This is a genomic window from Pseudomonas sp. DR48 (assembly GCF_019823085.1).
Lineage (GTDB): Bacteria > Pseudomonadota > Gammaproteobacteria > Pseudomonadales > Pseudomonadaceae > Aquipseudomonas.
Genome location: NZ_CP081946.1, coordinates 4013598 through 4039185, shown reverse-complemented (window position 1 = coordinate 4039185; position 25588 = coordinate 4013598). Strand labels below are relative to the sequence as shown.

The 25588-nt window shown below is 59.1% G+C and carries 22 protein-coding genes; 15 read left to right on the top strand and 7 right to left on the bottom strand.

Going from position 1 to position 25588, the window contains the following annotated elements; genetic code table 11:
- Positions 1-6: 6 nt before the first annotated feature.
- The gene (locus K5K95_RS18260; protein WP_222585453.1) at positions 7-1794 is read right to left on the bottom strand and encodes an ABC transporter transmembrane domain-containing protein; all 1788 of its coding nucleotides are present in this window, start codon (positions 1792-1794) and stop codon (positions 7-9) included.
- Between the two features lie 238 nt (positions 1795-2032).
- On the opposite strand from K5K95_RS18260, the gene K5K95_RS18255 reads away from it, so the two are divergent.
- Positions 2033-2212, top strand: coding sequence for a PA1571 family protein (locus tag K5K95_RS18255; protein ID WP_222585452.1), 180 nt, complete (start codon positions 2033-2035; stop codon positions 2210-2212).
- A gap of 182 nt (positions 2213-2394) precedes the next feature.
- Here the strand turns inward: K5K95_RS18255 and pdxB are convergent, their stop codons facing one another.
- Positions 2395-3537 (bottom strand): 4-phosphoerythronate dehydrogenase PdxB, encoded by a 1143-nt coding sequence (gene pdxB, locus K5K95_RS18250; RefSeq protein ID WP_222585451.1) that lies wholly within the window; start codon positions 3535-3537, stop codon positions 2395-2397.
- 175 nt (positions 3538-3712) lie between these two features.
- On the opposite strand from pdxB, the gene K5K95_RS18245 reads away from it, so the two are divergent.
- On the top strand, positions 3713-5122 hold the full coding sequence (locus tag K5K95_RS18245) for an MATE family efflux transporter (RefSeq protein WP_222585450.1): 1410 nt from the start codon (positions 3713-3715) through the stop codon (positions 5120-5122).
- Here the strand turns inward: K5K95_RS18245 and tusA are convergent.
- Both tusA and rlmM read right to left on the bottom strand, forming a co-directional pair.
- Entirely contained in the window at positions 5119-5370 is a 252-nt protein-coding gene (gene tusA / locus K5K95_RS18240; RefSeq protein ID WP_111450598.1) for a sulfurtransferase TusA, read from the bottom strand. The genes K5K95_RS18245 and tusA overlap by 4 nt on opposite strands.
- 239 nt (positions 5371-5609) lie before the next feature.
- Positions 5610-6683, bottom strand: a complete 1074-nt coding sequence (gene rlmM / locus K5K95_RS18235) for a 23S rRNA (cytidine(2498)-2'-O)-methyltransferase RlmM (protein WP_222585449.1) — start codon at positions 6681-6683, stop codon at positions 5610-5612.
- A 222-nt stretch (positions 6684-6905) separates the two neighbouring features.
- On the opposite strand from rlmM, the gene acnA reads away from it, so the two are divergent.
- The 3 genes from acnA to K5K95_RS18220 all read left to right on the top strand — a co-directional run bounded on the left by acnA (position 6906) and on the right by K5K95_RS18220 (position 12387).
- The gene (acnA, locus tag K5K95_RS18230; protein WP_222585448.1) at positions 6906-9647 is read left to right on the top strand and encodes an aconitate hydratase AcnA; all 2742 of its coding nucleotides are present in this window, start codon (positions 6906-6908) and stop codon (positions 9645-9647) included.
- Positions 9648-9926: 279 nt separating this feature from the next.
- On the top strand, positions 9927-10718 hold the full coding sequence (locus K5K95_RS18225; RefSeq protein ID WP_222585447.1) for a CPBP family intramembrane glutamic endopeptidase: 792 nt from the start codon (positions 9927-9929) through the stop codon (positions 10716-10718).
- A gap of 103 nt (positions 10719-10821) precedes the next feature.
- Positions 10822-12387 carry a methyl-accepting chemotaxis protein gene (locus tag K5K95_RS18220; RefSeq protein WP_222585446.1) on the top strand — a complete coding sequence of 522 codons (1566 nt, stop codon included), beginning with the start codon at positions 10822-10824 and terminating at the stop codon, positions 12385-12387.
- A 171-nt stretch (positions 12388-12558) separates the two neighbouring features.
- Here K5K95_RS18220 and K5K95_RS18215 read toward each other — a convergent pair whose 3' ends face one another.
- Positions 12559-12918 carry a DUF6124 family protein gene (locus K5K95_RS18215; protein WP_222585445.1) on the bottom strand — a complete coding sequence of 120 codons (360 nt, stop codon included), beginning with the start codon at positions 12916-12918 and terminating at the stop codon, positions 12559-12561.
- 1435 nt (positions 12919-14353) lie between these two features.
- Positions 14354-15031, bottom strand: coding sequence for an alpha/beta family hydrolase (locus tag K5K95_RS18210; protein WP_261397995.1), 678 nt, complete (start codon positions 15029-15031; stop codon positions 14354-14356).
- An 85-nt stretch (positions 15032-15116) separates the two neighbouring features.
- On the opposite strand from K5K95_RS18210, the gene ccoN (K5K95_RS18205) reads away from it, so the two are divergent.
- From ccoN (K5K95_RS18205) to ccoP (K5K95_RS18170), 8 genes are all read left to right on the top strand, one after another.
- Positions 15117-16541 (top strand): cytochrome-c oxidase, cbb3-type subunit I, encoded by a 1425-nt coding sequence (gene ccoN, locus K5K95_RS18205; protein ID WP_222585444.1) that lies wholly within the window; start codon positions 15117-15119, stop codon positions 16539-16541.
- 10 nt (positions 16542-16551) lie between these two features.
- Positions 16552-17160 (top strand): cytochrome-c oxidase, cbb3-type subunit II, encoded by a 609-nt coding sequence (gene ccoO, locus K5K95_RS18200; protein ID WP_222585443.1) that lies wholly within the window; start codon positions 16552-16554, stop codon positions 17158-17160.
- A 3-nt stretch (positions 17161-17163) separates the two neighbouring features.
- Complete coding sequence (locus tag K5K95_RS18195; protein WP_222585442.1) at positions 17164-17364, top strand: cbb3-type cytochrome oxidase subunit 3; 201 nt, start codon at positions 17164-17166, stop codon at positions 17362-17364.
- Positions 17361-18314 (top strand): cytochrome-c oxidase, cbb3-type subunit III, encoded by a 954-nt coding sequence (gene ccoP / locus K5K95_RS18190; RefSeq protein WP_222585441.1) that lies wholly within the window; start codon positions 17361-17363, stop codon positions 18312-18314. The genes K5K95_RS18195 and ccoP (K5K95_RS18190) overlap by 4 nt, the downstream gene beginning before the upstream one ends.
- A gap of 483 nt (positions 18315-18797) precedes the next feature.
- On the top strand, positions 18798-20240 hold the full coding sequence (gene ccoN, locus K5K95_RS18185) for a cytochrome-c oxidase, cbb3-type subunit I (protein WP_090182059.1): 1443 nt from the start codon (positions 18798-18800) through the stop codon (positions 20238-20240).
- Positions 20240-20848, top strand: a complete 609-nt coding sequence (gene ccoO / locus K5K95_RS18180) for a cytochrome-c oxidase, cbb3-type subunit II (protein ID WP_054054085.1) — start codon at positions 20240-20242, stop codon at positions 20846-20848. Before ccoN (K5K95_RS18185) ends, ccoO (K5K95_RS18180) begins: the two co-directional genes overlap by 1 nt.
- Before the next feature lie 5 nt (positions 20849-20853).
- Positions 20854-21039, top strand: a complete 186-nt coding sequence (locus K5K95_RS18175) for a CcoQ/FixQ family Cbb3-type cytochrome c oxidase assembly chaperone (protein WP_003175465.1) — start codon at positions 20854-20856, stop codon at positions 21037-21039.
- A complete protein-coding gene (gene ccoP, locus K5K95_RS18170; protein WP_222585440.1) occupies positions 21036-22019 on the top strand; it encodes a cytochrome-c oxidase, cbb3-type subunit III in 984 nt (327 codons plus the stop codon). The genes K5K95_RS18175 and ccoP (K5K95_RS18170) overlap by 4 nt, the downstream gene beginning before the upstream one ends.
- Before the next feature lie 55 nt (positions 22020-22074).
- On the opposite strand, the gene K5K95_RS18165 is transcribed toward ccoP (K5K95_RS18170), so the two are convergent.
- Positions 22075-23076, bottom strand: a complete 1002-nt coding sequence (locus K5K95_RS18165; protein ID WP_222585439.1) for a metallophosphoesterase family protein — start codon at positions 23074-23076, stop codon at positions 22075-22077.
- Positions 23077-23548: 472 nt separating this feature from the next.
- Here K5K95_RS18165 and ccoG point away from each other — a divergent pair, with 472 nt between their 5' ends.
- Both ccoG and K5K95_RS18155 read left to right on the top strand, forming a co-directional pair.
- The gene (ccoG, locus tag K5K95_RS18160; RefSeq protein ID WP_222585438.1) at positions 23549-24964 is read left to right on the top strand and encodes a cytochrome c oxidase accessory protein CcoG; all 1416 of its coding nucleotides are present in this window, start codon (positions 23549-23551) and stop codon (positions 24962-24964) included.
- 11 nt (positions 24965-24975) lie between these two features.
- On the top strand, positions 24976-25515 hold the full coding sequence (locus tag K5K95_RS18155; RefSeq protein ID WP_222585437.1) for a FixH family protein: 540 nt from the start codon (positions 24976-24978) through the stop codon (positions 25513-25515).
- The last annotated feature ends 73 nt before the right edge of the window (positions 25516-25588 follow it).

Genomic DNA, 25588 nt, shown 5'->3' with positions numbered 1-25588 from the left:
TCTCATTCATGCCGCTACGTGCCCATCACTGAACTGCAACGCCGCCAGCCGCGCATACAGCGCATTGCTCGCAATCAGCTCCTGATGCGTCCCCACCGCCACCAGTTTTCCCTGGTCCATCACCGCGATCCGGTCGGCGTTTTTCACCGTAGCCAAACGATGGGCGATGACCAGTGTGGTGCGGTTTTTCATCAGGCTTGGCAGGGCTTGCTGGATCAGGTGTTCGCTCTGTGCGTCGAGGGCGCTGGTGGCTTCGTCCAGCAGCAGGATCGGTGCGTCCACCAGCAGCGCCCGGGCGATGGCCAGGCGTTGACGCTGGCCGCCGGACAATCCGAGACCGCCGTCACCCAGGTGAGTCTGATAGCCATTGGGCATTTGCTCGATGAACTCATGGGCGTAGGCGATTTTTGCGGCTTCCTGGACCTGAGCCAGGGTTGCCGTCGGATTGCCGTAACGGATGTTCTCTTCGATGCTGCCGAAGAACAGCGCCGGGGTTTGCGAGACCAGGGCGAAACAGCGGCGCAGGTCGAGGGGATCGAGCTGGGTCAGCGGCACGCCATCCAAAAGAATCTGCCCTGAGGCCGGATCGTAGAAACGCAGCAGCAGGTCATACACCGTTGACTTGCCAGCACCGGACGGACCGACCAGGGCGAGGGTTTCCCCGGCATTGATGGTCAGGCTCAAGCCATCGACGGCATAACTCTCCGGGCGTGAAGGATAGGAAAAGCGCACGTCTTGCAGCGCCAGACTGCCCTTCACCCGATCAGGCAGGGTCACCAAACCCGTGGTTGGGGGCTGGATAATGTTTTCCGAACGCAGCAACTCGGCAATACGTTCCGCCGCCCCTGCCGCGCGCTGCAGCTCGCCGATCACTTCGCTCAACGTGCCGAAGGCGCTGCCGACAATCAGGCTGTAGAAGACAAATGCCGCCAGTTCCCCCGCCGAGATGCGCCCGGCGATCACGTCCATGCCGCCGACCCAGAGCATCACGCCGACGGCGCCCAGCACCAGCACGATCACCAGCGTAATCAGCCAGGCCCGCTGGAAGATGCGTTTGCGAGCGGTGTTGAACGCCTCTTCAACGGTGACGGCAAATCGTTGCTCGTCCTGGACCTGGTGGTTGTAGGCTTGCACGGTTTTGATCTGGCCAAGGGTTTCGGAAACATAGCTGCCGATGTCGGCAATCCGGTCCTGACTCTGGCGCGACAAGCTGCGCACCCGGCGACCGAAGATCAGGATCGGCGCGATCACCAGGGGCAGCGCCACCACCACGATACTGGTGAGCTTGGGGTTGGTGATGAACAGCAAGACGATCCCGCCGATCACCATCAGTAAATTGCGCAAAAACAGCGACAACGAAGAGCCGATCACCGATTGCAGCAACGTCGTGTCGGCGGTCAGGCGTGACTGAATCTCGGAACTGCGATTGTCTTCGTAGAAACCCGGATGCAGATAAACCAGGTGATTGAACACTTGCCGGCGGATGTCCGCGACAACGCGCTCGCCAATCCAGGACACCAGATAAAAGCGTGCAAAGGTGCCGATCGCCAGCCCCACCACCAACACCATGAACAGGCCGATGGATTGGTTAAGCAGGTGCGGCGACTGAGTCATGAAACCCTGATCCACCAACAACCGAATTCCCTGCCCCATGGACAAGGTGATGCCGGCGGTGACGATCAACGCAAGCAAAGCGCCGAAGGCTTGCCAACGATAGGGGACCAGAAATCGCAGGGTAAGGCGGAGCGCGCGGCGGTGACGGGCAGAGAGCATCGAGGTTTTCCAGGTACGCATTGGATGGCTCAGCCTACACCGCTCAACGTGGGCTGAAACGCTGTAAATCACAATGAGTCACTTTAATTATGTCCGCAGAGACTAGGCGCTAGACGCTATTGGTCTAAAGTGCGGGTGGCAACGTTCGGGAATTTCTGGTGGAGTGGAGTTGCCGATCTGGAAAGACCGTAGGGAGTTGTCACAGCCCGGTCACCTGGCGGTTTTAAAGTAGGCGCACAACCTGAAGAGGAGACAGGCCATGTCCTTGCAACACAGCAGCGATGACAAGATTCAAGTGATCCGCACACAGCCCGACCAGTCTCTGGGTTGCTCGATTATTGATGAGAATGGGCGCGAAGTACCGATCACTGAAGACATGATCCAGAACGCTTGCCGCGAACTGGAAAAGCGATTGGTCAAGCCTGCCGAACAAGAGTGATATAGCCACCGTCTTCTTGACCCGGCACTGATGGCCGGGTTTTTTATGGGTGCTTTCTGGAAATTTTGGCGCGACCATCGCGAGCAGGCTCGCTCCCACAGGTTTCGGGGCGTTAGCCAATTAGATGAACGACGCAAAACCAGTGGGAGCGTGGCTTGCCCGCGATAGGGCCGACTCGGTTCCTAGACCGCCGTCGCACCCAAAGCCGACACTATCTTCAGCAACTCAGGCGAATCCCCCTCGATCCGCACCTTGAGCCCATCGATCTCGCGCCGCTGCGGGTAATGCTTGCGCAACGCATCAAACGCCGCACGCTGCTCGCTCACATTGCCGACAAGGCTACGACGGAAATCCGCATCGTCGCGGCGCGGGTCGTACACGCCGCGGCACAGCATCGCCAGTGCCCAGGCCGGATCGCTTTCGGCACTCAGGGTGACCTGCGACAACCACGGCGCCGGCAGCAAATCGCTCAAGCTGACCTGCGGCGCTTGCCCGATAAATTCGCAATACGCCTGATAGATCTGCGCCGTCCCGCGCTGCTTGCCATCAAGGCTGTAACCGGCAATGTGCGGCGTCGCCAACACGCAGAGCTCAGCCAGCGCCACATCGACTTCGGGCTCACCTTCCCAAACGTCGAGCACCGCTTGCAGGTCTTCACGCTGCATCAACACTTGGCGCAGGGCGGCGTTATCCACCACCGGGCCGCGACTGGCATTGATCAGCCAGGCGCCGTGCTTGAGCTGGTTCAGGCGGTTTCTGTCGAACAGATGCCAGGTCGACTGGGCGCCGTGTTTCTTTAAAGGGGTGTGCAGGCTGATGACGTCGCACTGTTCGATGACCTGTTCAAGACTGACGTAATCGCCGCCTTCAGCGGCTTGCCTTGGTGGATCGCACACCAGCACGTTCCAGCCCAGGCCACGCAGAACCTTGACCAGGCGACCACCGACTTCACCGGCACCGATCACGCCGTAAGTACGCTGGTTCAGGTCGACGCCCTCGATCTCGGCCAGGGTCAACAGACTGCCGAGCACATAGTCGACTACGCCCCGGGCATTGCAGCCGGGCGCGCTGGACCAGGTGATGCCGGCCTGTTGAAAGTAGTCCAGGTCCAGGTGGTCGGTGCCGATGGTGCAGGTGCCGACAAAACGCACCTTGCTGCCTTCAAGCAGCGCGCGGTTGACGTTGGTCACCGAACGCACGAGCAATACATCGGCCTGCTCTACAGTGGCGCGGTCGATGGAGCGTCCCGGCACTCGGCGGATTTCGCCGAAACGTTCGAAGAAGGCATCGAGCAGCGGGATATTTTCGTCGGCAACAATCAGCATGGCAGGCTCCTTTGGGGGATCGGCAGTTTAGGCGTAGATGAAGGTGATGGGCCACCCGGGATGCATAAAGATCCGCAAACCGCTTACAAATCCCTAACACTGGACTTTTCCTGACCGCTGCGTCAACGCGTAGAATGCGCCGCCTCGCGCCTCAAAATCTTTGGACGTTTCGCCCTTGAATTCCGTAACTGACCGCCCCGCCGCTACTTCCCTCACCCGCCCGGCCCGGGTTCGCCTGGAGCTCAGAACCCTGCTCGCGCTCGCGCTGCCGATCATGATCGCGCAGTTGGCAACCACCGCCATGGGCTTCGTCGATGCGGTGATGGCCGGTCGGGTCGGACCGCGCGATCTGGCGGCAGTGGCACTCGGCAACTCGATCTGGGTGCCGGTGTTCCTGTTGATGACCGGCACCCTGCTGGCCACCACCCCGAAAGTCGCCCAGCGTTTCGGTGCCGGCACCCACAGCGAGATCGGTCCGATCGTGCGTCAGGCGCTGTGGCTGGCATTGGTCGTGGGCTTGATCGCGACGGCCATGCTGTTCAGCGCCGAACCGATCCTGCACAAGATGAAGGTCGATCCAGAGCTGATCGGCCCGTGCATGCAGTACCTGCACGGCATCGCCAGCGGCCTGCCCGCGGTTGCCATCTACCATGTGTTGCGCTGCTTCAGCGACGGCCTGGGCCGTACACGCCCGGCGATGGTCCTTGGTCTGTGCGGCCTGGCGCTGAACATTCCGCTGAACTACATCTTCATCTACGGCCACTTCGGTGTGCCCGCCATGGGCGGTGTCGGCTGTGGCTGGGCCACGGCGATCGTGATGTGGGTGATGGCGCTGGGGATGGCCGGCTGGGAGCGCTGGGCACCGGCCTATCAGTCGAGTCAGTTGTTCAGCCGTTTTGACTGGCCACAATGGTCAGTGATCAAACGCCTGCTGGGCATCGGCCTGCCCATCGGCATTGCGGTGTTCGCCGAGTCGAGCATTTTCGCGGTGATCGCCCTGCTGATTGGCAGCCTCGGCGCCACAGTGGTTGCCGGACATCAGATCGCGCTGAACTTCAGCTCGCTGGTGTTCATGATCCCCTACTCCCTGGGCATGGCCGTGACGGTTCGGGTCGGCCAGGCGCTCGGGCGACAGGAACCACGCGAGGCGCGCTTCGCTGCCGGGGTCGGCATGGGTACGGCGCTGGCTTACGCGTGTATTTCGGCGAGCATGATGCTGTTGCTGCGCGAACACATCGCAACGATCTATACGGCTGATCCGACGGTGATTCGCGTGGCGTCGATGCTGATTGTGTATTCGGCGCTGTTCCAGTTTTCCGACGCGATCCAGGTGACCGCGGCCGGCGCGTTGCGCGGTTATCAGGACACGCGGGTGACGATGATCCTGACCCTGTTCGCCTATTGGGGGATCGGTTTGCCGGTGGGTTACGCCTTGGGCTTGACCGACTGGTTCGGCACACCAAGCGGCCCGAGCGGGCTGTGGCAGGGTTTGATCGTGGGCTTGAGCTGCGCGGCGCTGATGCTGTCAATCCGCCTCACGCGCAGCGCACGCAAGCGGATCCGCATCAGCTCTTCGGCGGGTTAAACGAGTTTCTTGCGGATCCAGTACAGGTAGGTGCCCGCCTCTTCGTGCTGCGCGACCAGTTCGTGGTCGAGAAACACGCAGAATTTGGGAATGTCGCGACGGGTCGAGGGATCGGTCGCGATGACCTTGAGCAGGCCGCCAGGCACCAGGTCACGGATGTGCTGGTGCAGCATCATCACCGGTTCCGGGCAGTTGAGGCCGGTGGCGTCGAGGGTGCCGTCTACCGGCGTATCGATCATTTCACTCATGATTAACTCCTGAAACTGGCCGGCATTGTCGCGCATTGCCGGGTGTTCGGTCATCTATTGCGTTACACCGCCCCCAGCAGGAGCTGTGTAGGAGCTGTGTAGGAGCTGTCGAGTGAAACGAGGCTGCGATCTTTTGATCTTCAGCGATTTCAAATGCGCCGAAAATCAAGATCAAAAGATCGCAGCCTCGTTTCACTCGACAGCTCCTACAGTCCTTGGGTTCTACAGAGGCCAGTCAATCAGCGGGACTTGGGTTTCTTTACGTCAAGCCGGCGCAAATGGCAGGTCACTTCCTCGCGGTCGTGATAGAGCTGCTTGCAGCCGATCTCGACCCGAATGCCACGCGCCTTGAAGCCATCGGCAATCCGCTCCAGCAAACGCTTCACTTCGGCGTAACGCTGCTTCATTGGCAACTTGAGATTGACCACCGCTTCGCGGCAATGCCCCTCGCCAATCCACTCTTCGAGCATCGCGGCGTTACGCGCCGGTTTCTCGACGATGTCGCAGACCATCCAGTCCACTGGCTGCTTGGGCTTGAAAGTGAAACCGTCGGCCATCAAGTGCTGCACCAGGCCGGTGTCCATCAGGCTTTCGGCCATTGGCCCGTTGTCGATGGCGGTCACCAGCATGCCACGATTGACCAGCTGCCAGGTCCAGCCACCGGGCGCGGCGCCGAGGTCGACGCCGGTCATGTCGCTGTGCAAGCGCTCATCCCACTGATCGCGGGGGATGAAGTGGTGCCAGGCCTCTTCCAGCTTCAGCGTCGAACGGCTTGGCGCTTCACGCGGGAACTTCAGGCGTGGAATGCCCATCGGCCACATCGCCGAGTTGTTCGACTCGGCCAGGCCCATGAATACTTCGCGACCACTTTTGAACGTCAGCAGCAGACGCGGCTTGTGGGCGTCTTCGACCAACTTGCCCGCCGCCATCAGCGCCTTGCGCAGGTGAACTTCGAATTTCTTGCAGAAGTTTGAAAGCTCTTTGCCATCATTGGTGTCGACCATTTCCAGCCACAGGCTCCCGCACAGCGGAAAGTCGGCCATGTGCGCGAGGATCACGCTGATGCGGTCGGTTTCCGGCAGGTCGATGAAGATCCCGCGGGCCCATTGGCGTGGAAAGATCAACTCGGCGAACCGCTGGCCGCGCATCAGGCGCTCGGCGCCGTCTTCTTCGGTGCAGATGAACTCGGCAAAGGCGCTGGCGGTCTTGGCCTTGGCATAACCGGCCACGTTCAGCCGTGCGGCGTGTTCGGAAATCTCGGAACAGACTTCGCCTTCGAAGCCTGGCCGGCAATGCATAAAGAGGGTGTTCATTGTTACTCCTGAGCAGATGGCGAGGAATTCAGCCACTGCGCGATGCCCAGACTTGCGTTGAAGCAAAGCCTGTCACGAAAACCGGCGCATGATAGCCGAGATCGGAACCTTGGACTTATCCATAGAGTCCAGTTATTAGCTTTAACGCTCAAACAGGGCTAGGTTGAATGCTCTGTCCGTCCCCTCAGTCCGCAGCCGTGCGGACTCAAAGGAGTGATCGCAATGCCGTCCCTCGATAGCCTTAAATCCCTTAAAACCCTGCAAGTCGACGACAAGACCTATCATTATTTCAGTCTGCCCGACGCTGCCAAGAGCCTCGGTGACCTCGACAAATTACCGATGTCGTTGAAAGTGCTGTTGGAAAACCTACTGCGCTGGGAGGACGAAAAAACCGTCACCGGCGCCGACCTGCGAGCGATTGCCGCCTGGCTCAAGGAGCGACGCTCCGATCGCGAAATCCAGTACCGCCCCGCGCGGGTACTGATGCAAGACTTTACCGGCGTGCCCGCCGTAGTCGACCTGGCGGCCATGCGCGCCGCCATGGCCAAGGCCGGCGGCGATCCGCAGCGGATCAACCCGTTGTCGCCGGTGGACCTGGTGATCGACCACTCGGTAATGGTCGACAAGTTCGCCAGCGCCAGTGCCTTCGAGCAGAACGTCGATATCGAAATGCAGCGCAACGGTGAACGTTACGCCTTCCTGCGCTGGGGCCAGAACGCCTTCCACAACTTCAGCGTGGTGCCACCGGGCACCGGCATTTGCCACCAGGTGAACCTTGAATACCTGGGTCGCACCGTCTGGACCAAGGATGAGGACGGCCGCACCTATGCCTTCCCCGACACCCTGGTCGGCACCGATTCCCACACCACCATGATCAACGGCCTCGGCGTGCTCGGCTGGGGCGTCGGCGGGATTGAAGCGGAGGCGGCGATGCTCGGGCAACCAGTGTCGATGCTGATTCCGGAAGTGATCGGCTTCAAACTCACCGGCAAGCTCAAGGAAGGCATAACCGCCACCGACCTGGTGCTGACCGTCACGCAGATGCTGCGCAAAAAAGGCGTGGTCGGCAAATTCGTCGAATTCTACGGCGACGGCCTCGCCGACCTGCCGCTCGCCGACCGCGCGACCATCGCCAACATGGCCCCGGAATACGGCGCCACCTGCGGTTTCTTTCCGGTGGACGACATCACCCTCGAATACTTGCGCCTGTCGGGTCGCCCACTGGAAACCGTGAAACTGGTCGAGGCCTACAGCAAAGCCCAGGGCCTCTGGCGGTTGCCGGGCCAGGAGCCGGTGTTCACCGACACCCTGGCGCTGGACATGGCCAGTGTCGAAGCCAGTCTCGCCGGGCCAAAACGCCCGCAAGACCGCGTCTCGCTACCGAATGTCGCGCAAGCGTTCAGCGATTTCATCGAGCTGCAATTCAAACCCACCAGCAAGGAAGTCGGTCGCCTCGAAAGTGAAGGCGGCGGTGGCGTTGCGGTGGGCAATGCCGATCTGGCGGGTGAAGCCGACTACGAATACGACGGCCAGGTCTACCGGTTGAAAAACGGCGCGGTGGTGATCGCCGCGATCACCTCGTGCACCAACACGTCCAACCCGAGCGTGATGATGGCCGCAGGCCTCGTGGCCAAGAAAGCCGTGGAGAAAGGCCTCAAGCGCAAACCGTGGGTCAAGAGTTCGCTGGCCCCTGGCTCCAAAGTGGTCACCGACTACTACAAGGCTGCAGGCCTCACTCAATACTTGGATGAGCTGGGTTTTGCCCTGGTCGGTTACGGCTGCACCACCTGCATCGGCAACTCCGGGCCTTTGCCGGAGCCGATTGAAAAAGCCATTCAGGCAGCCGACCTGACCGTTGCCTCGGTGCTGTCGGGCAATCGCAACTTCGAGGGGCGCGTGCACCCGCTGGTGAAAACCAACTGGCTGGCGTCCCCGCCGCTGGTCGTTGCCTACGCGCTGGCCGGCACGGTACGCATCGACATCAGCAGCGAGCCTTTGGGCACTGACAAGGACGGCAACCTGGTTTACCTGCGGGACATTTGGCCGAGCACCAAGGAAATCGCGGATGCGGTAAACCAAGTCAACACCGCCATGTTCCACAAGGAATACGCCGAAGTGTTTGCCGGTGACGAGCAGTGGCAAGCCATTGAAGTGCCGCAAGCGGCGACTTATGTCTGGCAAGACGATTCGACCTACATCCAGCACCCACCGTTCTTCGATGACATCGGCGGGCCACCGCCGGTGGTCAAGGATGTCGCTGCGGCGAGGATTCTCGCGCTGCTCGGCGATTCGGTGACCACCGACCACATCTCCCCCGCGGGCAACATCAAGGCTGACAGTCCCGCCGGCCATTACCTGCGCGAAAAAGGCGTGGAGCCGCGAGACTTCAACTCCTACGGCTCGCGTCGCGGCAACCACGAAGTGATGATGCGCGGCACCTTCGCCAACATCCGTATACGCAACGAAATGCTCGGCGGTGAAGAAGGCGGCAACACGATCTACATCCCCAGCGGGGAAAGGATGCCGATTTACGATGCCGCCATGCGCTATCAAGCGTCGGGCACGCCGCTGGTGGTGATTGCCGGTCAGGAATACGGCACGGGTTCAAGCCGCGACTGGGCGGCCAAGGGCACCAATCTGCTGGGGGTGAAAGCGGTCATAGCCGAAAGCTTCGAGCGCATCCACCGTTCCAACCTTGTGGGCATGGGCGTTTTGCCGCTGCAGTTCAAGCTGGATCAGAACCGCAAGAGCCTGAACCTCACTGGCAAGGAAACCCTGGATATCCTCGGTTTGACTGGCGTCGAGCTGACGCCGCGAATGAACCTGACCCTGGTAATCACCCGCGAAGATGGCCAGCGCGAGAAAGTCGAGGTGCTGTGCCGGATCGACACGCTCAACGAAGTGGAATACTTCAAGTCAGGGGGGATTTTGCATTACGTGTTGCGGCAGTTGATTGCGTCGTGATCCACCGCTGACAAAAACACCGCCTTCGGGCGGTGTTTTTGTTGGTGGGGCATTTCGCCTCTATAATCGCCGCGCTTTTGTATGCCGAACACCACCGTCACTGTCGGAGCGAGCTTGCTCGCGATAGCGGTGTATCAGGAAATATTGATGTTGAATGCGATGACGTTATCGCGAGCAGGCTCGCTCCCACAGGGGTTATGTGTCGAGCGCCAATCCCCTGAACAACACCTTCCACAGGGAACCGCGGTGCCGGCCAGTTTCTGGACACAAGGACTTCCAATGATTGCCCTGCCATGGACGTATCTGGCCCTCCTCTCCCTCGGCTACACCCTCGCACTGACCTACGGTCACCTTGGTGGGCTCGCCGGCATTTCCTTTGCGTTGCTGCTGATTGCCGGTTTTGCCGTTCGCCAACAACTGGTTCCCGTCGCTCGCTACCTGGGTCACGGGGTGTTCATTATCCTGGCCCTGGCGCTGGCGACGCACTGGCTGCCGGGTTTCTACAACGGTCGCGCCATCGACCCGCAACGCTTCACCGATGATGCCGTGCAGTTCGCCATGTACCTGAATCTGGACAAATCCCTGATCGGTTTCTGGTTACTGCTGGTTTGCCCGTGGATCATCGGCCGGCACTCGCTGCGCCGTTCTTTGCTCGCCACCGCACTCGCCCTGCCCCTGAGCGCCGTGCTCGCCTTGGGCGGCGCGCTCTTGCTGGGCGTAATCCATTGGGCACCGAAATGGCCGGATCAAGCCGGATTGTGGGTGCTGAACAACCTGTTGCTGGTGACGCTGGTGGAGGAAGCCTTGTTTCGCGGTTATATCCAGGGCGGCCTGAGCCGGTGTTTGAAACACCGACCCTACGGCGAACATCTGGCGTTACTGCTTGCTTCACTGTTATTTGGCCTGGTGCATGCGGGTGCCGGCGCGCAATGGGTGCTTCTGGCGAGCCTGGCGGGTGTCGGCTATGGTCTGGCCTACCGTTTTGGCGGCTTGGGCGCGGCCATCGCCACCCATTTTGGCCTGAACGCGCTGCATTTCGCGCTGTTCACGTATCCGATGCTCGCCGGCTGATGCAATGGCTGTTTTGCAACGCGCTGCTGATTATCGAAAAATAATTTCAATAAATTCCTGACACCGCCGACAACCTCTCAAAGCCTTGCGGATTGAAAAAGCCATGCGTAATAACCAGCCCATCACACAGCGCGAACGGACCTTCCCGGCTCAGCAACGGTTGATTTCCACCACCGATGCCAAGGGCGTGATCACCTACTGCAACGACGCCTTTGTCGAAATCAGCGGGTTTTCTCGTGAAGAGCTGATCCGTGCGCCGCACAACCTGGTCCGTCACCCAGACGTGCCGGCGGCGGTGTTCGCGCACATGTGGGCCACACTGAAACAAGGCTTGCCATGGATGGGCATTGTCAAGAATCGCTGCAAGAGCGGGGATCATTACTGGGTTAACGCCTACGTGACGCCCGTGTTCGAAGGCAATCAGGTGATCGGGTACGAGTCGGTGCGGATCAAACCCACCGCCGAACAGATCCGCCGTGCCGAAGCGCTCTACCAACGCATCAATCAGGGCAAGTCGCCGATTCCTTCAAGGGACAAATGGCTGCCGGTGCTTCAGGACTGGCTGCCGTTCATTCTGGTCAGCCAGCTGAGCTTCATGATCGGCGCCACGCTGACGTCCCAATGGGGCTTTGCCTTGGCCGCCGGTCTTTCCGTACCGTTGGGGCTGATGGGCTTGAGCTGGCAACAGCGCGGCCTCAAGCGCCTGCTGGTCCTGGCCGGGCAAACCACTTCCGACCCGTTGATCGCACAGATGTATACCGACAGCCGCGGTGCGCAAGCGCGCCTGGAGATGTCGATCCTCAGCCAGGAAGCACGCCTGAAAACCTGCCTGACCCGTCTGCAGGACACCGCCGAACACCTCACCGAGCAAGCGAAGCAGTCCGACGCGTTGGCGCACAGCAGCTCCACAGGCCTGGAACGGCAACGCGTTGAAACCGAGCAAGTGGCCACTGCCGTCAACCAGATGGCCGCCACTACTCAGGAAGTCGCCAGCCACGTGCAACGCACCGCCGATGCGACTCAGGAAGCCAATCGCCTGACCGGTCGCGGTCGCGACATCGCAGGCGAAACCCGCGATGCCATTCAGCGCTTGTCGGTGGTAGTCGGTGAAACCGGCATGACTGTGACCCAACTGGCCAAGGACAGCGACGAAATCGGTGGCGTGGTCGATGTGATCAAAGGCATCGCCGACCAGACCAACCTGCTGGCCTTGAACGCCGCCATCGAAGCCGCTCGTGCCGGCGAGATGGGCCGTGGTTTTGCGGTGGTGGCCGACGAAGTGCGCCAACTGGCGCAACGCACCAGCGAATCCACCGGGCAGATCCACGCCCTGATCGCCAAGCTACAACAGACCGCCAGCACCGCCGTGCAAACCATGGAAGCCGGGCATCGCCAGGCAGAAGAAGGCGTGGCGCGGGTACTGGAAGCGGATCAGGCACTGGTGGGAATCAGCGAAGCGGTGGCCAACATCACCGACATGACCACACAGATTGCCGCAGCGACCGAAGAGCAAAGTGCGGTGGCCGAAGAAATCAGCCGCAACATCAGCAACATCTCGCACCTGGCGGATCAGACCTCGGAACAGGCGCAGAACTCGGCGTTGTTGAGTGAAGAGCTGACCAAAACCGCGAATACCCAGTATTCGTTGGTGGAGCGGTTTAACCGCTAAAAGCAAAAGATCGCAGCCTGCTGCAGCTCCTACAGGGAAATGCATTCCAATGTAGGAGCTGCCGCAGGCTGCGATCTTTTGATCTTGCTCTTCATTCAAAAAAAGCCCGGAAAGCGAAAGCTCCCGGGCTTTTTATTGACCTGCTGAAACGTCAATCGCCAGTGCCACCGATTACTTCGGCAAACGAAGCCTGTCCAGCAATCGATTGACCAGCAGCTCGTTCAACATGATCAGCTGTTGCAGCGCCAGCAGCGGTTTGCGCTCCGGACCTCTCACCGAGTTGGCGATATTGCCGGCCATGGCATTGGCCGACGACAGCGATTCACTGGCTTCGACGAGCAGCGTTTCGTCATCCAGCGTGGGGTCGACCTGATAGATGGGGCGGGTCTTGGGTGGAAAGTACTGCGGAATTTCGGGGCAGAGGTAATAGTCGAGTGCGCGGTCGGCGGCTTCTTTTGTCTTTTGAGATTCGAGCTCGGGATCGTGGGAGGTTGGATCGGTTTCTGGTGGGTTGGGTGTGGCTTTGAACATAGGTGTAACTCCGGTTTCGAATTTTAGGAGCCATCACCCTCGCTACCAAACGAAGGGTGGTGGCCATACGCGGGTTGGTAGACCGGTCGAAACGGGAAACCCGGCGCTCACAAAGGAGCCCCACGCATGCCCACCATAAAAATCTGAGCCCCACATAAAGGACTGCATACGGTGACGCCATACGACGGTTTCGAAGCGGGCTACCAAACCCGATCACTGTTTTTCAGTGACAGGGAAACGATATAGCCCACCCCATAGCCGCGTAAGCCGGCGGATTCTGGCGTACGCGTAGGCAACGACGCAAGGTGTTGTAGCCCTTATGGCGTAACGGTTCGTGTACTTTAAACGTGCTCTCGGGATTACGTTTATGCACAGACAGCGGCCGGATATTTTCCTGATCCCTTGATGTGATCTGGTCAGACCGCTTTCGGCAGATCGCCGCCCGGAGCAAGCTCGCTTGCACATTTAGATGGGGACACCAGTAAAAAATTGGTCGGCTGTCAGGCCGCCATCGCTGGCAGGCCAGCTCCCACAGTTGGGTTGAGTGCATTCAATTAGAAATTGGTTGGCTGGCAAGCCGCCATCGCTGGCAAGCCAGCTCCCACAGGTTTGATTTGAGTGCATTCAGTTAGAGATTGGTTGGCTGGCAAGCCGCCATCGCTGGCAGGCCAGCTCCCACAGTTTTGATTTGAGTGCATTCAATTAGAGATTGGTTGGCTGGCAAGCCGCCATCGCTGGCAGGCCAGCTCCCACAGTTTTGATTTGAGTGCATTCAATTAGAGATTGGTTGGCTGGCAAGCCGCCATCGCTGGCAAGCCAGCTCCCACAGTTTTGATTTGAGTGCATTCAGTTAGAGATTGGTTGTCTGGCAAGCCGCCATCGCTGGCAGGCCAGCTCCCAAAGTTTTGATTGGAATACATTCAGCTAGAGATTGGTTGGCTGTCAGTCCGCCATCGCTGGCAGGCCAGCTCCCACAGTTTTCATTGGAATGCATTCAGTTAGAGAATGGTCGGCTGTCAGGCCGCCTTCGCGAGCAAGCTCGCTCCCACAGAAGAGCAATAGCAGAACGCGTACCGCTTCTGCTTCTGCTCCTCACCACTCAACAGGATGAGCGTTAGCTCGGCTGCAGCTCTTGATCTTGATCCACGGGCGACATCGGAAGGCTGAGTGGAGGGATTCATCCGGGGGTGGGAGCGCAGCGACCGTTCGACGAAGTCGAACACATCGAGAGGAGGCGCAGCGAAGCAAACCGGAGGCGATGCCCCCGGATGGATCCCGGAGCGAAGGAACCCCGAGCCTCAGCGAGCGGGCCGAACGTAGGAGCAAGCGTTTTTTTGCTTACTTTTTTTAGGCGTTTGTAAAAAAAGTGAGTCGCCGTCAGGGCGAAACCCTAAGTGGCCGTTACCGCAGCAACGGATATGCCCCCCCTCAAATCTCACTGAAGAAATGCAGCAACCTTGCCCGCCGCAGCCGCCAGATGCTGCTCATGGGTAAACCCCGAGGCCTTCAAAGGCTTCAAGTCATGATCCCCAGCGGCCAACCAAAACACCTCAATCCCCGTCGATAACGAATACCCCTCAACCGCCTCACGATTACCCAGAGCATCCCGCTCCCCCTGCACAATCAACGTCCGAGTCCGCAAAGAAGCCAAATGCTCGACCCGAGGCTTCTCCGGCTTCCCCACCGCATAAAACGGATAACCGAGGCACACCAAGGCATCCGCACCCAGTTCATCAGCCAACAGACTGGCCATCCGCCCGCCCATGGACTTGCCGCCAATGGCCAGACGCCCCGTGACATGGCGTCGCACCACGGCATACACCTCACGCCAGCATTCCAGCAGTTTTGGCGCCGGATTCGGAGGACGCTTGCCGCCATCGACACGCCTTTGCGCCATGTATGGAAACTCAAAGCGCAATACATTAACGCCTTGAGCTGCAAGGCGCGCAGCCACATCGTCCATCCAGGCACTGTCCATCGGCGCACCGGCACCATGGGCAAGAATCAGCGTCGCCGATGCTGACACTGACGCGGCATTCCACAACCATCCATGCTCCCGCACACATTGCGCCCATTGATCCCCGTCAATACTGGCCTTGTGCTCTTTGTCCATGCTTGCCTCGCTTTTAGTCTGCCTATAACTCCAGGCGAAGCGGCGCTGCTGGCGCTCACTTCGGCTGAACCGTGGATGGGGAACCATGAACACTTCTATCAGTACCGCCTACAACTACAAGGTGGTCCGCCAATTCGCCATTATGACGGTGGTGTGGGGCATCGTCGGCATGGGTCTCGGGGTTTTTCTCGCGGCTCAATTGGTCTGGCCCGAACTCAACTTCAATCTACCGTGGACCAGTTTCGGGCGGTTGCGCCCATTGCACACCAACGCGGTGATCTTCGCTTTCGGCGGTTGCGCCCTGTTTGCCAGTTCGTTCTATTCGGTGCAACGCACCTGCCAGACTCAATTGTTCGCGCCGAAAATCGCCGCGTTCTGCTTCTGGGGCTGGCAACTGGTGATCCTGCTGGCGGCCATCAGCCTGCCACTGGGTTACACCAGTTCCAAGGAATACGCCGAGCTGGAATGGCCGATCGACATCCTGATCACCATCGTCTGGGTCGCCTACGCCATCGTGTTCTTCGGCACGCTGGCCAAGCGCAAGACCAAGCACATCTACGTCGGCAACTGGTTCTTCGGTGCGTTCATCATCACCGTGGCGATCCTGCACATCGTCAACAACCTTGAAGTGCCGGTGAGTTTCACCAAGTCCTACTCGGTGTACGCCGGTGCGACCGATGCGATGGTCCAGTGGTGGTACGGACACAACGCCGTGGGCTTTTTCCTCACCGCCGGTTTCCTGGGGATGATGTATTACTTCGTGCCCAAACAGGCCGAGCGCCCGGTGTATTCCTATCGCTTGTCCATCGTGCACTTCTGGGCGCTGATCACCCTTTACATCTGGGCCGGTCCGCACCACTTGCACTACACCGCGCTGCCGGACTGGGCGCAGTCGCTGGGCATGGTGATGTCGCTGATCCTGCTGGCGCCAAGCTGGGGCGGGATGATCAACGGCATGATGACGCTCTCGGGCGCCTGGCATAAGTTGCGCAGCGATCCGATCCTGCGCTTCCTCGTGGTGTCCCTGGCGTTCTACGGCATGTCGACCTTCGAAGGGCCGATGATGGCGATCAAGACGGTCAACGCCCTCTCCCACTACACCGACTGGACCATCGGCCACGTTCACGCTGGCGCGCTCGGCTGGGTGGCGATGATTTCCATCGGTGCGCTGTATCACATGATCCCGAAAATCTTCGGTCGCGCGCAGATGCACAGCATCGGCCTGATCAACGCGCACTTCTGGCTCGCGACCATCGGCACCGTGCTGTACATCGCCTCGATGTGGGTCAACGGCATCGCCCAGGGCCTGATGTGGCGCGCCGTCAACGAGGACGGCACGCTGACCTACTCCTTCGTCGAAACCCTGGTGGCCAGCCACCCAGGCTTCGTCGTGCGACTGGTGGGCGGTGCGATCTTCCTCAGTGGCATGTTCCTGATGGCTTACAACACCTGGCGCACCGTGCGGGCCTCGCAGCCTGCCGAAGTCGCCGCTGCCGCGCAGATGGCCTGAGGAGTCCGCCATGAAACACGAAACAATCGAGAAAAACGTCGGCCTGCTGATGCTGCTGATGGTCCTGGCCGTGAGCATCGGCGGTCTGACCCAGATCGTCCCGCTGTTCTTCCAGGACGTGACCAACAAGCCGGTGGAAGGCATGAAGCCCTACACCGCGCTGCAACTGGAAGGACGTGACATTTACATCCGTGAAGGCTGCGTCGGTTGCCACTCGCAGATGATCCGCCCGTTTCGCGCCGAGACCGAACGCTACGGCCACTATTCGGTCGCCGGTGAGAGCGTCTGGGATCACCCGTTCCTGTGGGGTTCCAAACGCACCGGGCCGGACCTGGCACGGGTCGGCGGCCGTTACTCCGAAGACTGGCACCGCGCGCACTTGTACAACCCGCGCAACGTCGTGCCGGAATCGAAGATGCCGGCCTATCCGTGGCTGGTGGCCAATCCGCTCGACAGCAGCCACACCGAAACCAAGATCAAGACCATGCGCACCCTGGGCGTCCCCTACACCGACGACGACATCGCCGGTGCAACGGCCTCGCTCAAGGGCAAGACCGAAATGGACGCACTGGTCGCCTACCTGCAAGTGCTCGGCACTGCCATCAAGAGCAAGAGGTGAGCCATGGTCGTTGAGTTAAGCAGTGGAATGATCCGAGGCCTGGGCACGGTCGTGGTGTTCGTGGCCTTCGTCGGCCTGTCGTTGTGGGTGTTCAACAGCAAGCGCAACCCGGCATTCGCCGAAGCGAGCCTGCTGCCGTTCGCCGACGAACCACAACTCGATAGCCCTCAAGAACCCGCAACAACAAGGAGTACCCGGCCATGACCACCTTCTGGAGTACGTGGATCTGCGTACTGACCATCGGCAGCCTGATCGGCCTGACCTGGCTGCTGATCGGCACCCGCAAGGGCGAAACCAAGGGCAGCGTCGACCAGACCATGGGCCATAGCTTCGACGGCATCGAGGAGTATGACAATCCGCTGCCGCAGTGGTGGTTCATGCTGTTCGCCGGCACGCTGGTGTTTGCCGTGGGCTATCTGATCCTTTATCCCGGCCTGGGCAACTGGAAAGGCGTCCTGCCGGGTTACGAGGACGGCTGGACCGGCGTCCACGAATGGGAAAAGGAAATGAACAAGGCTGACGCGAAGTTCGGGCCGATCTTCGCCAAATTCGCCGCCATGCCGCTGGAAGAAGTGGCCAAGGACCCGCAAGCGCTGAAAATGGGCGGTCGTCTGTTCGCCTCCAACTGCTCGGTCTGCCACGGCTCGGATGCCAAGGGCGCCTTTGGCTTCCCGAACCTGACCGACGCCGACTGGCGCTGGGGCGGTGCTGCCGACACCATCAAGACCACCATCATGGGCGGTCGCATGGCGGCAATGCCGGCCTGGGGTGAAATCCTCGGCGAAACCGGTGTGAAAAACGTTGCCGCGTATGTACGTCACGAACTGGCGGGCCTGCCATTGCCAGCCGACAGCGGTGCCGATGTGCAAGCCGGACAGCAACTGTTCAGCACCACCTGCGTGGCCTGTCATGGAGCAAACGGCCAGGGCACTGAAGCCATGGGAGCGCCGAATCTGACGCACCCGGCCGGATTTATCTATGGAACAGGCCTGACGCAGCTTGAGCAAACGATACGTCATGGCCGCCAGGGCCATATGCCGGCGCAGAACGAATTGCTCGGCAACGACAAAGTACAACTGCTGGCTGCGTATGTTTACAGCCTGTCTCACGGCCTGAGCACCGAGCGCTTGCAAGCCGAAGGCAAACGCGAATAAATCTCGACCGCTCTACTGCCGCATTCTCCCGGATGCGGCAGTTCCCTGCTTTTTTGCGACCAAGTGTCGCACCCCTCCTTGGGTCGCTCCTTTCGGTTCACCAGATTCGGGTCTAAGCTTCTGCGATGCGGACTGGCATGAGCCGGTTCCAGGTCGACCCAACCCGATGCGTTCGACGAATTCGCTCGATGACAGGCCGCAAAGGCTGGTAGATACCGGCTGTCGTGCCAATCGCCGTCTGTCACTCGATCGTTGCGTTTGAACACACCCCGTTACAACTGACCTGACCCCCTCACACTTTTCGTTCGCTGCGACATTTTGTCCGGGGGCAATTTTGTCCTTACGCGGCGCATGGAAAGGCCGCAGAATCAGCTTTTGAAAGCATTGATCCAGGTCATGGCGCGTTGCAATGACCCCCTGCTTTCTCCATACTTGCGACCGATTTTTACTCCTAATAAAACACCCAAACCGTGGAACCTTAGAATGAGCACAGCAATCAGTCCGACTGCTTATAACTATAAGGTAGTCCGCCAGTTCGCCATCATGACGGTGGTCTGGGGGATCCTTGGCATGGGGCTTGGTGTCTTCATCGCCTCACAGCTCGTATGGCCGGAATTGAACTTCGGTCTGCCGTGGACGACTTTTGGACGCTTACGCCCGTTGCACACCAACCTGGTGATTTTCGCCTTCGGTGGTTGTGCACTGTTTGCCACTTCTTATTACGTCGTGCAGCGAACCTGCCAAACGCGACTGATTTCCGACAGTCTCGCCGCCTTCCACTTCTGGGGATGGCAAGCGGTGATCATCGGCGCCATCGTTACCTTGCCGCTGGGTTACACCACCACCAAGGAATACGCTGAGCTGGAATGGCCCCTGGCTATTTTGCTGGCCATCGTCTGGGTTGTTTACGGTCTGGTGTTCTTCGGCACCATCGTCAAGCGCAAGACCAAGCACATCTACGTCGGCAACTGGTTCTACGGTGCCTTCATCGTCGTGACGGCGATGCTGCACATCGTCAACCACATGTCGCTGCCGGTCAGCCTGTTCAAGTCCTACTCCGCCTATGCGGGTGCGACGGACGCGATGATCCAGTGGTGGTACGGCCATAACGCGGTCGGTTTCTTCCTGACCACCGGCTTCCTGGGGATGATGTACTACTTCGTTCCGAAGCAGGCCGAGCGTCCGATCTACTCCTATCGCCTGTCGATCGTGCACTTCTGGGCGCTGATCACCCTGTACATCTGGGCCGGTCCGCACCACTTGCACTACACCGCACTGCCGGACTGGGCTCAGTCCCTGGGCATGGCGATGTCGATCATCCTGCTGGCTCCGAGCTGGGGCGGCATGATCAACGGCATGATGACCCTGTCGGGCGCCTGGCATAAGCTGCGCACCGACCCGATCCTGCGCTTCCTGGTGGTATCGCTGGCGTTCTACGGCATGTCGACCTTCGAAGGCCCGATGATGGCCATCAAGACCGTGAACTCGCTGTCGCACTACACCGACTGGACCATCGGCCACGTACACGCCGGCGCTCTTGGCTGGGTAGCGATGATCTCGATCGGCGCCATCTACCACATGATCCCGAAACTGTTCGGTCGTGCGCAGATGCACAGCATCGGCCTGATCAACACACACTTCTGGCTCGCAACCATCGGTACCGTTCTGTACATCGCCTCGATGTGGGTCAACGGCATCACCCAGGGCCTGATGTGGCGTGCAATCAACGACGACGGCACCCTCACCTACTCGTTCGTCGAAGCCCTGCAAGCCAGCCACCCTGGCTACATCGTTCGCGCCCTGGGCGGTGCGTTCTTCGCCAGCGGCATGCTGTTCATGGCTTACAACGTATGGCGTACCGTACGTGCCTCGAACCCGGCAGAAGCCAAAGCCGCTGAACAGATTGCTGTAGTTGGAGCTCACTGATGAAGCATGAAGCAGTCGAGAAGAACATTGGCCTGCTGGCCTTCTTCATGGTTATCGCCGTCAGCATCGGCGGCCTGACCCAGATCGTTCCGCTGTTTTTCCAGGACGTCACCAACAAGCCGGTCGAAGGCATGAAGCCTCGCCCTGCGCTTGAAGTCGAAGGACGCGATGTGTTCATCGCCAACGGTTGTGTCGGCTGCCACTCGCAGATGATCCGCCCGTTCCGTGCTGAAACCGAACGTTACGGCCACTACTCGGTCGCCGGTGAAAGCGTCTGGGACCACCCGTTCCTGTGGGGTTCCAAGCGTACCGGTCCGGACCTGGCCCGCGTCGGCGGTCGTTACTCCGATGACTGGCAGCGTGCGCACTTGTACAACCCGCGCAACGTAGTGCCTGAGTCGAAAATGCCGGCCTACCCGTTCCTCGTGGAAAACAAGCTCGACGGCAAAGACACCGCCAAGAAACTGGAAGTCTTGCGCACGCTCGGCGTCCCTTACACCGACGAAGACATCGCCGGCGCCAAGGATGCTGTGAAGGGCAAAACCGAAATGGACGCGCTGGTGGCCTATCTGCAAGGCCTGGGCACCATCATCAAAAGCAAACGGTGATTTAGATGGATATCGGGATGATTCGTGGCCTGGGCACCGTTGTTGTGATGGTGGCCTTCATCGGTCTGGCGTTGTGGGTATTCAGCCCCAAGCGCAAGTCGGAGTTTGAAGACGCGACCTTGCTGCCTTTCGCGGATGATCCCGAAGCCATCAAGCACGTCGAGCAAGCTTCTAGGAGTAACAAAGAATGACTACGTTCTGGAGTCTGTACGTCACAGTCCTCAGTCTCGGCACCATCTTCGCCCTGACCTGGCTGCTGCTGTCCACCCGCAAGGGCCAGCGCAGCGAAGCCACCGAAGAAACGGTTGGCCACTCCTTCGACGGGATCGAGGAGTACGACAACCCACTGCCAAAATGGTGGTTCATGCTGTTCGTGGGCACCATCATCTTCGCCCTGGGCTACCTGGTGCTGTACCCGGGCCTGGGCAACTGGAAAGGCCTGCTGCCAGGTTACAACTACCTCGATAACGAGAAGCAGACCGCGTTCGCCAACGGCCAGTCCGGCTGGACCGGCGTTCACGAGTGGGAAAAGGAAATGGCCAAGTCGGACGCCAGGTTCGGTCCGATCTTCGCCAAGTTCGCTTCCATGCCAATCGAAGAAGTGGCCAAGGACCCGCAAGCCCTGAAGATGGGTGGCCGTCTGTTCGCCTCCAACTGCTCGGTCTGCCACGGTTCCGACGCCAAGGGCGCCTATGGCTTCCCGAACCTGACCGACGCCGACTGGCGCTGGGGCGGCGAGCCGCAAACCATCAAGACCACCATCATGGGCGGCCGTCATGCGGTCATGCCAGCGTGGGCTGACGTGATCGGCGAGCAAGGCGTTGCGGACGTTGCTTCGTTCGTACTGACCAACCTCGATGGCCGCAAGCTGCCGGAAGGCACCAAGGCTGACCCGGTTGCCGGCCAGAAGCTGTTCGCCGCCAACTGCGTGGCTTGCCACGGTCCGGAAGGCAAAGGTACGCCAGCGATGGGCGCACCTAACCTGACCCACCCGGCAGCGTTCATCTACGGTTCGAGCTTCGCTCAACTGCAGCAGACCATCCGTTACGGCCGTCAGGGCCAGATGCCTGCGCAAGAACTGCTGCAAGGCAACGACAAGGTTCACCTGCTGGCCGCTTACGTCTACAGCCTTTCTCACGGTGAGAAGGCTCCGGCGGCAGATGCTCAGTAAGGCAAATGCTTGATGCAACAAAAAGGGCCCCGCCAGTGATCTGACGGGGCCTTTTTTATGGGCGACTGGCCCAGATCGATTTCACCGGCACCGTATCCAGCAGCTTTCGGGTCTGCCACTGGTTGTTCGTCACAAGGTTGATGTGCAATTGCTTGCGATCATCCGAGAAGCTGGCAATCAGGTAGGTTTGCTGGGAACTGGCGCCGCTGAGGTACATTGGCACGCCATTCACTTCATAGGCATCGCCACCATTTTGATGGTAATGACCGGCAAAAATGGCAGTGACCTCATACTTCCTGATCATTTGGTGGAAACGCCTCACTTGCTCACTGCTCCCCATCATTTCCTCCGGCTTGTGCATGTTGATAATGATGGCGTAGCCCTGAATCCGAGCGTGTCTCAAATCGATTTCAAGCCAATCCAGGGTACTGTTGATATCGAAGGTCGTCGGGTTTAACGCGTGAGAAATCCTGGTCGCATAGGTCGGTTCATTATTGAGTTGCACCATATGGACGTCACCGATGTTCTTGGAATAGGCGAGGCTGCCCGAATACTGCCGGCTAATGAAACTGCCCGTAATGTTCAGATCAAAGTTATCAACCTTGCCTTCATGGTGTTCTTTGAACTCCACGATACTGCCGGCCGCGCAACTATTGCTGAAGCAATCATCCACATTATTCTCATAATCGTGATTACCCAACCCATACAGATAATCGTCCTTGAAGTATTTTTTCAATACCGAGTTCATGTAAGAGCGCTGCCAGCCGTGACCGAAAGCGGTGATATCACCATTGATCATCAGCGGGACATGGGATTGCGCATTGTTTTTCCGAAAGTCGGCAATACTCGCAAACTGGGTCTCTACCAGCCATTTTGAACGGCTATTGAAATCCGCTTCTGACTCCGGCTCTCTGCGGTCGAGCTTATCGGTCCACGGGTATTGCGTATCCGAAGCGAAGATCATGTGATGTGGAGCACCCTCCACTGAATAGGCCACAGGCATCGTAGACAACAGGCACACGCCCAGCACAAACTGCTTAACTTTCTTGGCAATCATGAAATTCCGTTTCCATTAGTATTAAATAAAGTGCGATTAAAGCCGCACCCCACCAACTTAATGAAAACGAACAAAAACCTCAAACAACCAACCAGAGCCAATTAAATAAATATATTTCCGCTACCCGCAATTAATACAGAAGAACAACTTCGCCCAACTTTCTTTTTGCAGTTTATATTCAGCGTGTGGTGAGCCCCACCAGGAAGCCGCTGCGGCAATCCCTTCGGTGATCGGCATGCCGGGCGGCCACGAATCGCATCACCTCCCAATCTGAATCCCGAAAAACCGTCCATAATTCATAAGTCAATTGATTCAAGTCATTACACCGTCAGTTGATTTCTACCAACGTGACCAAAGGTCGCACCCTTGAGGTAGAGCTACAGGCGTATCATTGCGCCACTGCTACACCCCTTTTCGACCGCGGTCGGCATGCACTGACCGAGGCATTTTTCCACTGCCGTGGGATGCAATGATGAGCAATCAGATTCCGGTACACGACGTCACACCGCCTGCCAAAAACGCGAACAACAGCGTCGACCTCTACGCCTCCCGAGAAAAGATCTACACCCGAGCCTTCACCGGCCTGTTCCGCAATTTACGAATGATGGGTGGGGCCTTTCTGTTCCTGTTGTATTTCGGCACGGTCTGGCTGAACTGGGGCGGTCATCAAGCCGTGTGGTGGAACCTGCCGGAACGTAAATTCTTCATTTTTGGCGCCACCTTCTGGCCCCAGGATTTCATCCTGCTTTCCGGCATCTTGATTGTCAGCGCCTTTGGCCTGTTCTTCATTACCGTGTACGCCGGCCGGGTCTGGTGCGGCTATACCTGTCCGCAAAGCGTCTGGACGTGGATTTTCATGTGGTGCGAAAAGGTCACCGAAGGCGACCGTAACCAGCGCATCAAACTCGACAAGGCGCCGATGAGCGCCAACAAATTCCTGCGCAAACTCAGCAAACACTCGATGTGGCTGTTGATCGGCTTCGTGACCGGCATGACCTTCGTCGGTTACTTCTCGCCCATTCGCGAACTGACCATCGATTTCTTCACCGGCGAAGCGGATGGCTGGTCGTATTTCTGGGTCGCGTTCTTCACCCTCGCCACCTACGGCAACGCCGGCTGGCTGCGTGAGCAAGTGTGCATTTACATGTGCCCGTATGCGCGCTTCCAGAGTGTGATGTTCGACAAGGACACGCTGATCGTTTCCTACGATCCACGTCGCGGTGAAAGCCGTGGTCCACGCAAGAAAGGCATCGACTACAAGGCCCAGGGCCTGGGCGATTGCATCGATTGCACCATGTGCGTGCAGGTTTGCCCGACCGGGATCGACATCCGCGATGGCCTGCAGATCGAGTGCATCGGCTGCGCCGCCTGCATCGATGCCTGCGACAGCATCATGGACAAAATGGAGTACCCACGCGGTTTGATCAGCTACACCACCGAACATAACCTGTCCGGGCAAAAAACCCATAAACTGCGCCCGCGCCTGATCGGCTACGCCTTGGTGCTGCTGACCATGATGGGCTTGCTGGCCGGCGCGTTCTTCATGCGTTCGCTGGTCGGTTTCGACGTCAGCAAGGACCGCGTGCTGTACCGCGAGAACGCCGAAGGCCGGATCGAAAACGTCTACAGCCTGAAGATCATGAACAAAGACCAGCGTGACCACACCTACGTGCTGGAAGCCTCTGGTTTGCCGGACCTGAAGCTGCAAGGCAAGCGTGAAATCAAAGTCGCCGCCGGGGAGATTTTCAGCCAGCCCGTGGAATTGTCCATGGCGCCGGAGAAACTGCCGTCGAGCACCAACGAGGTCAAATTCACCCTCAAGGATGCCGACGACAACAGTGTCCACGTTGAAGCCAAGAGCCGATTCATCGGCCCACAAATTCGTTGAGAGAAGTGATCATGCCCGCAGCAAATGCCGCAAGCCCTTGGTACAAGCATCTTTGGCCATGGATCATCATTGCCATCCTGGCGTGCTCCGTGACCCTGACCTTGTCCATGGTGACGATCGCGGTGAACAATCCCGACAACCTGGTCAATGACAACTACTACGAGGCCGGCAAAGGCATCAACCGCTCCCTGGACCGCGAGCTGCTGGCCCAGACCCTGTTGCTGCGTGCCAGCGTGCATCTGGACGACGTGACGGGCGAAGTCGACTTGCGCCTGAGCGGCAACAGCCAACCCAAGACCCTTCAACTGAACCTGATCTCACCGACCCAACCCGAGAAGGATCGCAAGATCACCCTCGCCCGCAGCGAAACCGAACAAGGCCGCTACATCGGCCAGCTGAGTGACAAGATTGAAGGTCGTCGCTTTGTCGAATTGCTGGGTGTGCAGGACGACAAGACGTGGCGTCTGTTCGAGGAAGAACAGGTCATCCATGACAAGGACCTGATGCTGGGCGATGAGCCGCTGCAAGGCGCCGAAGACCTGAAGAAGTAAGCCTCACCTTGATCGTTCCCACGCTCTGCGTTGGAACGCAGCCAGGGACGCTCTGCGTCCCAGCCGAAGCGGA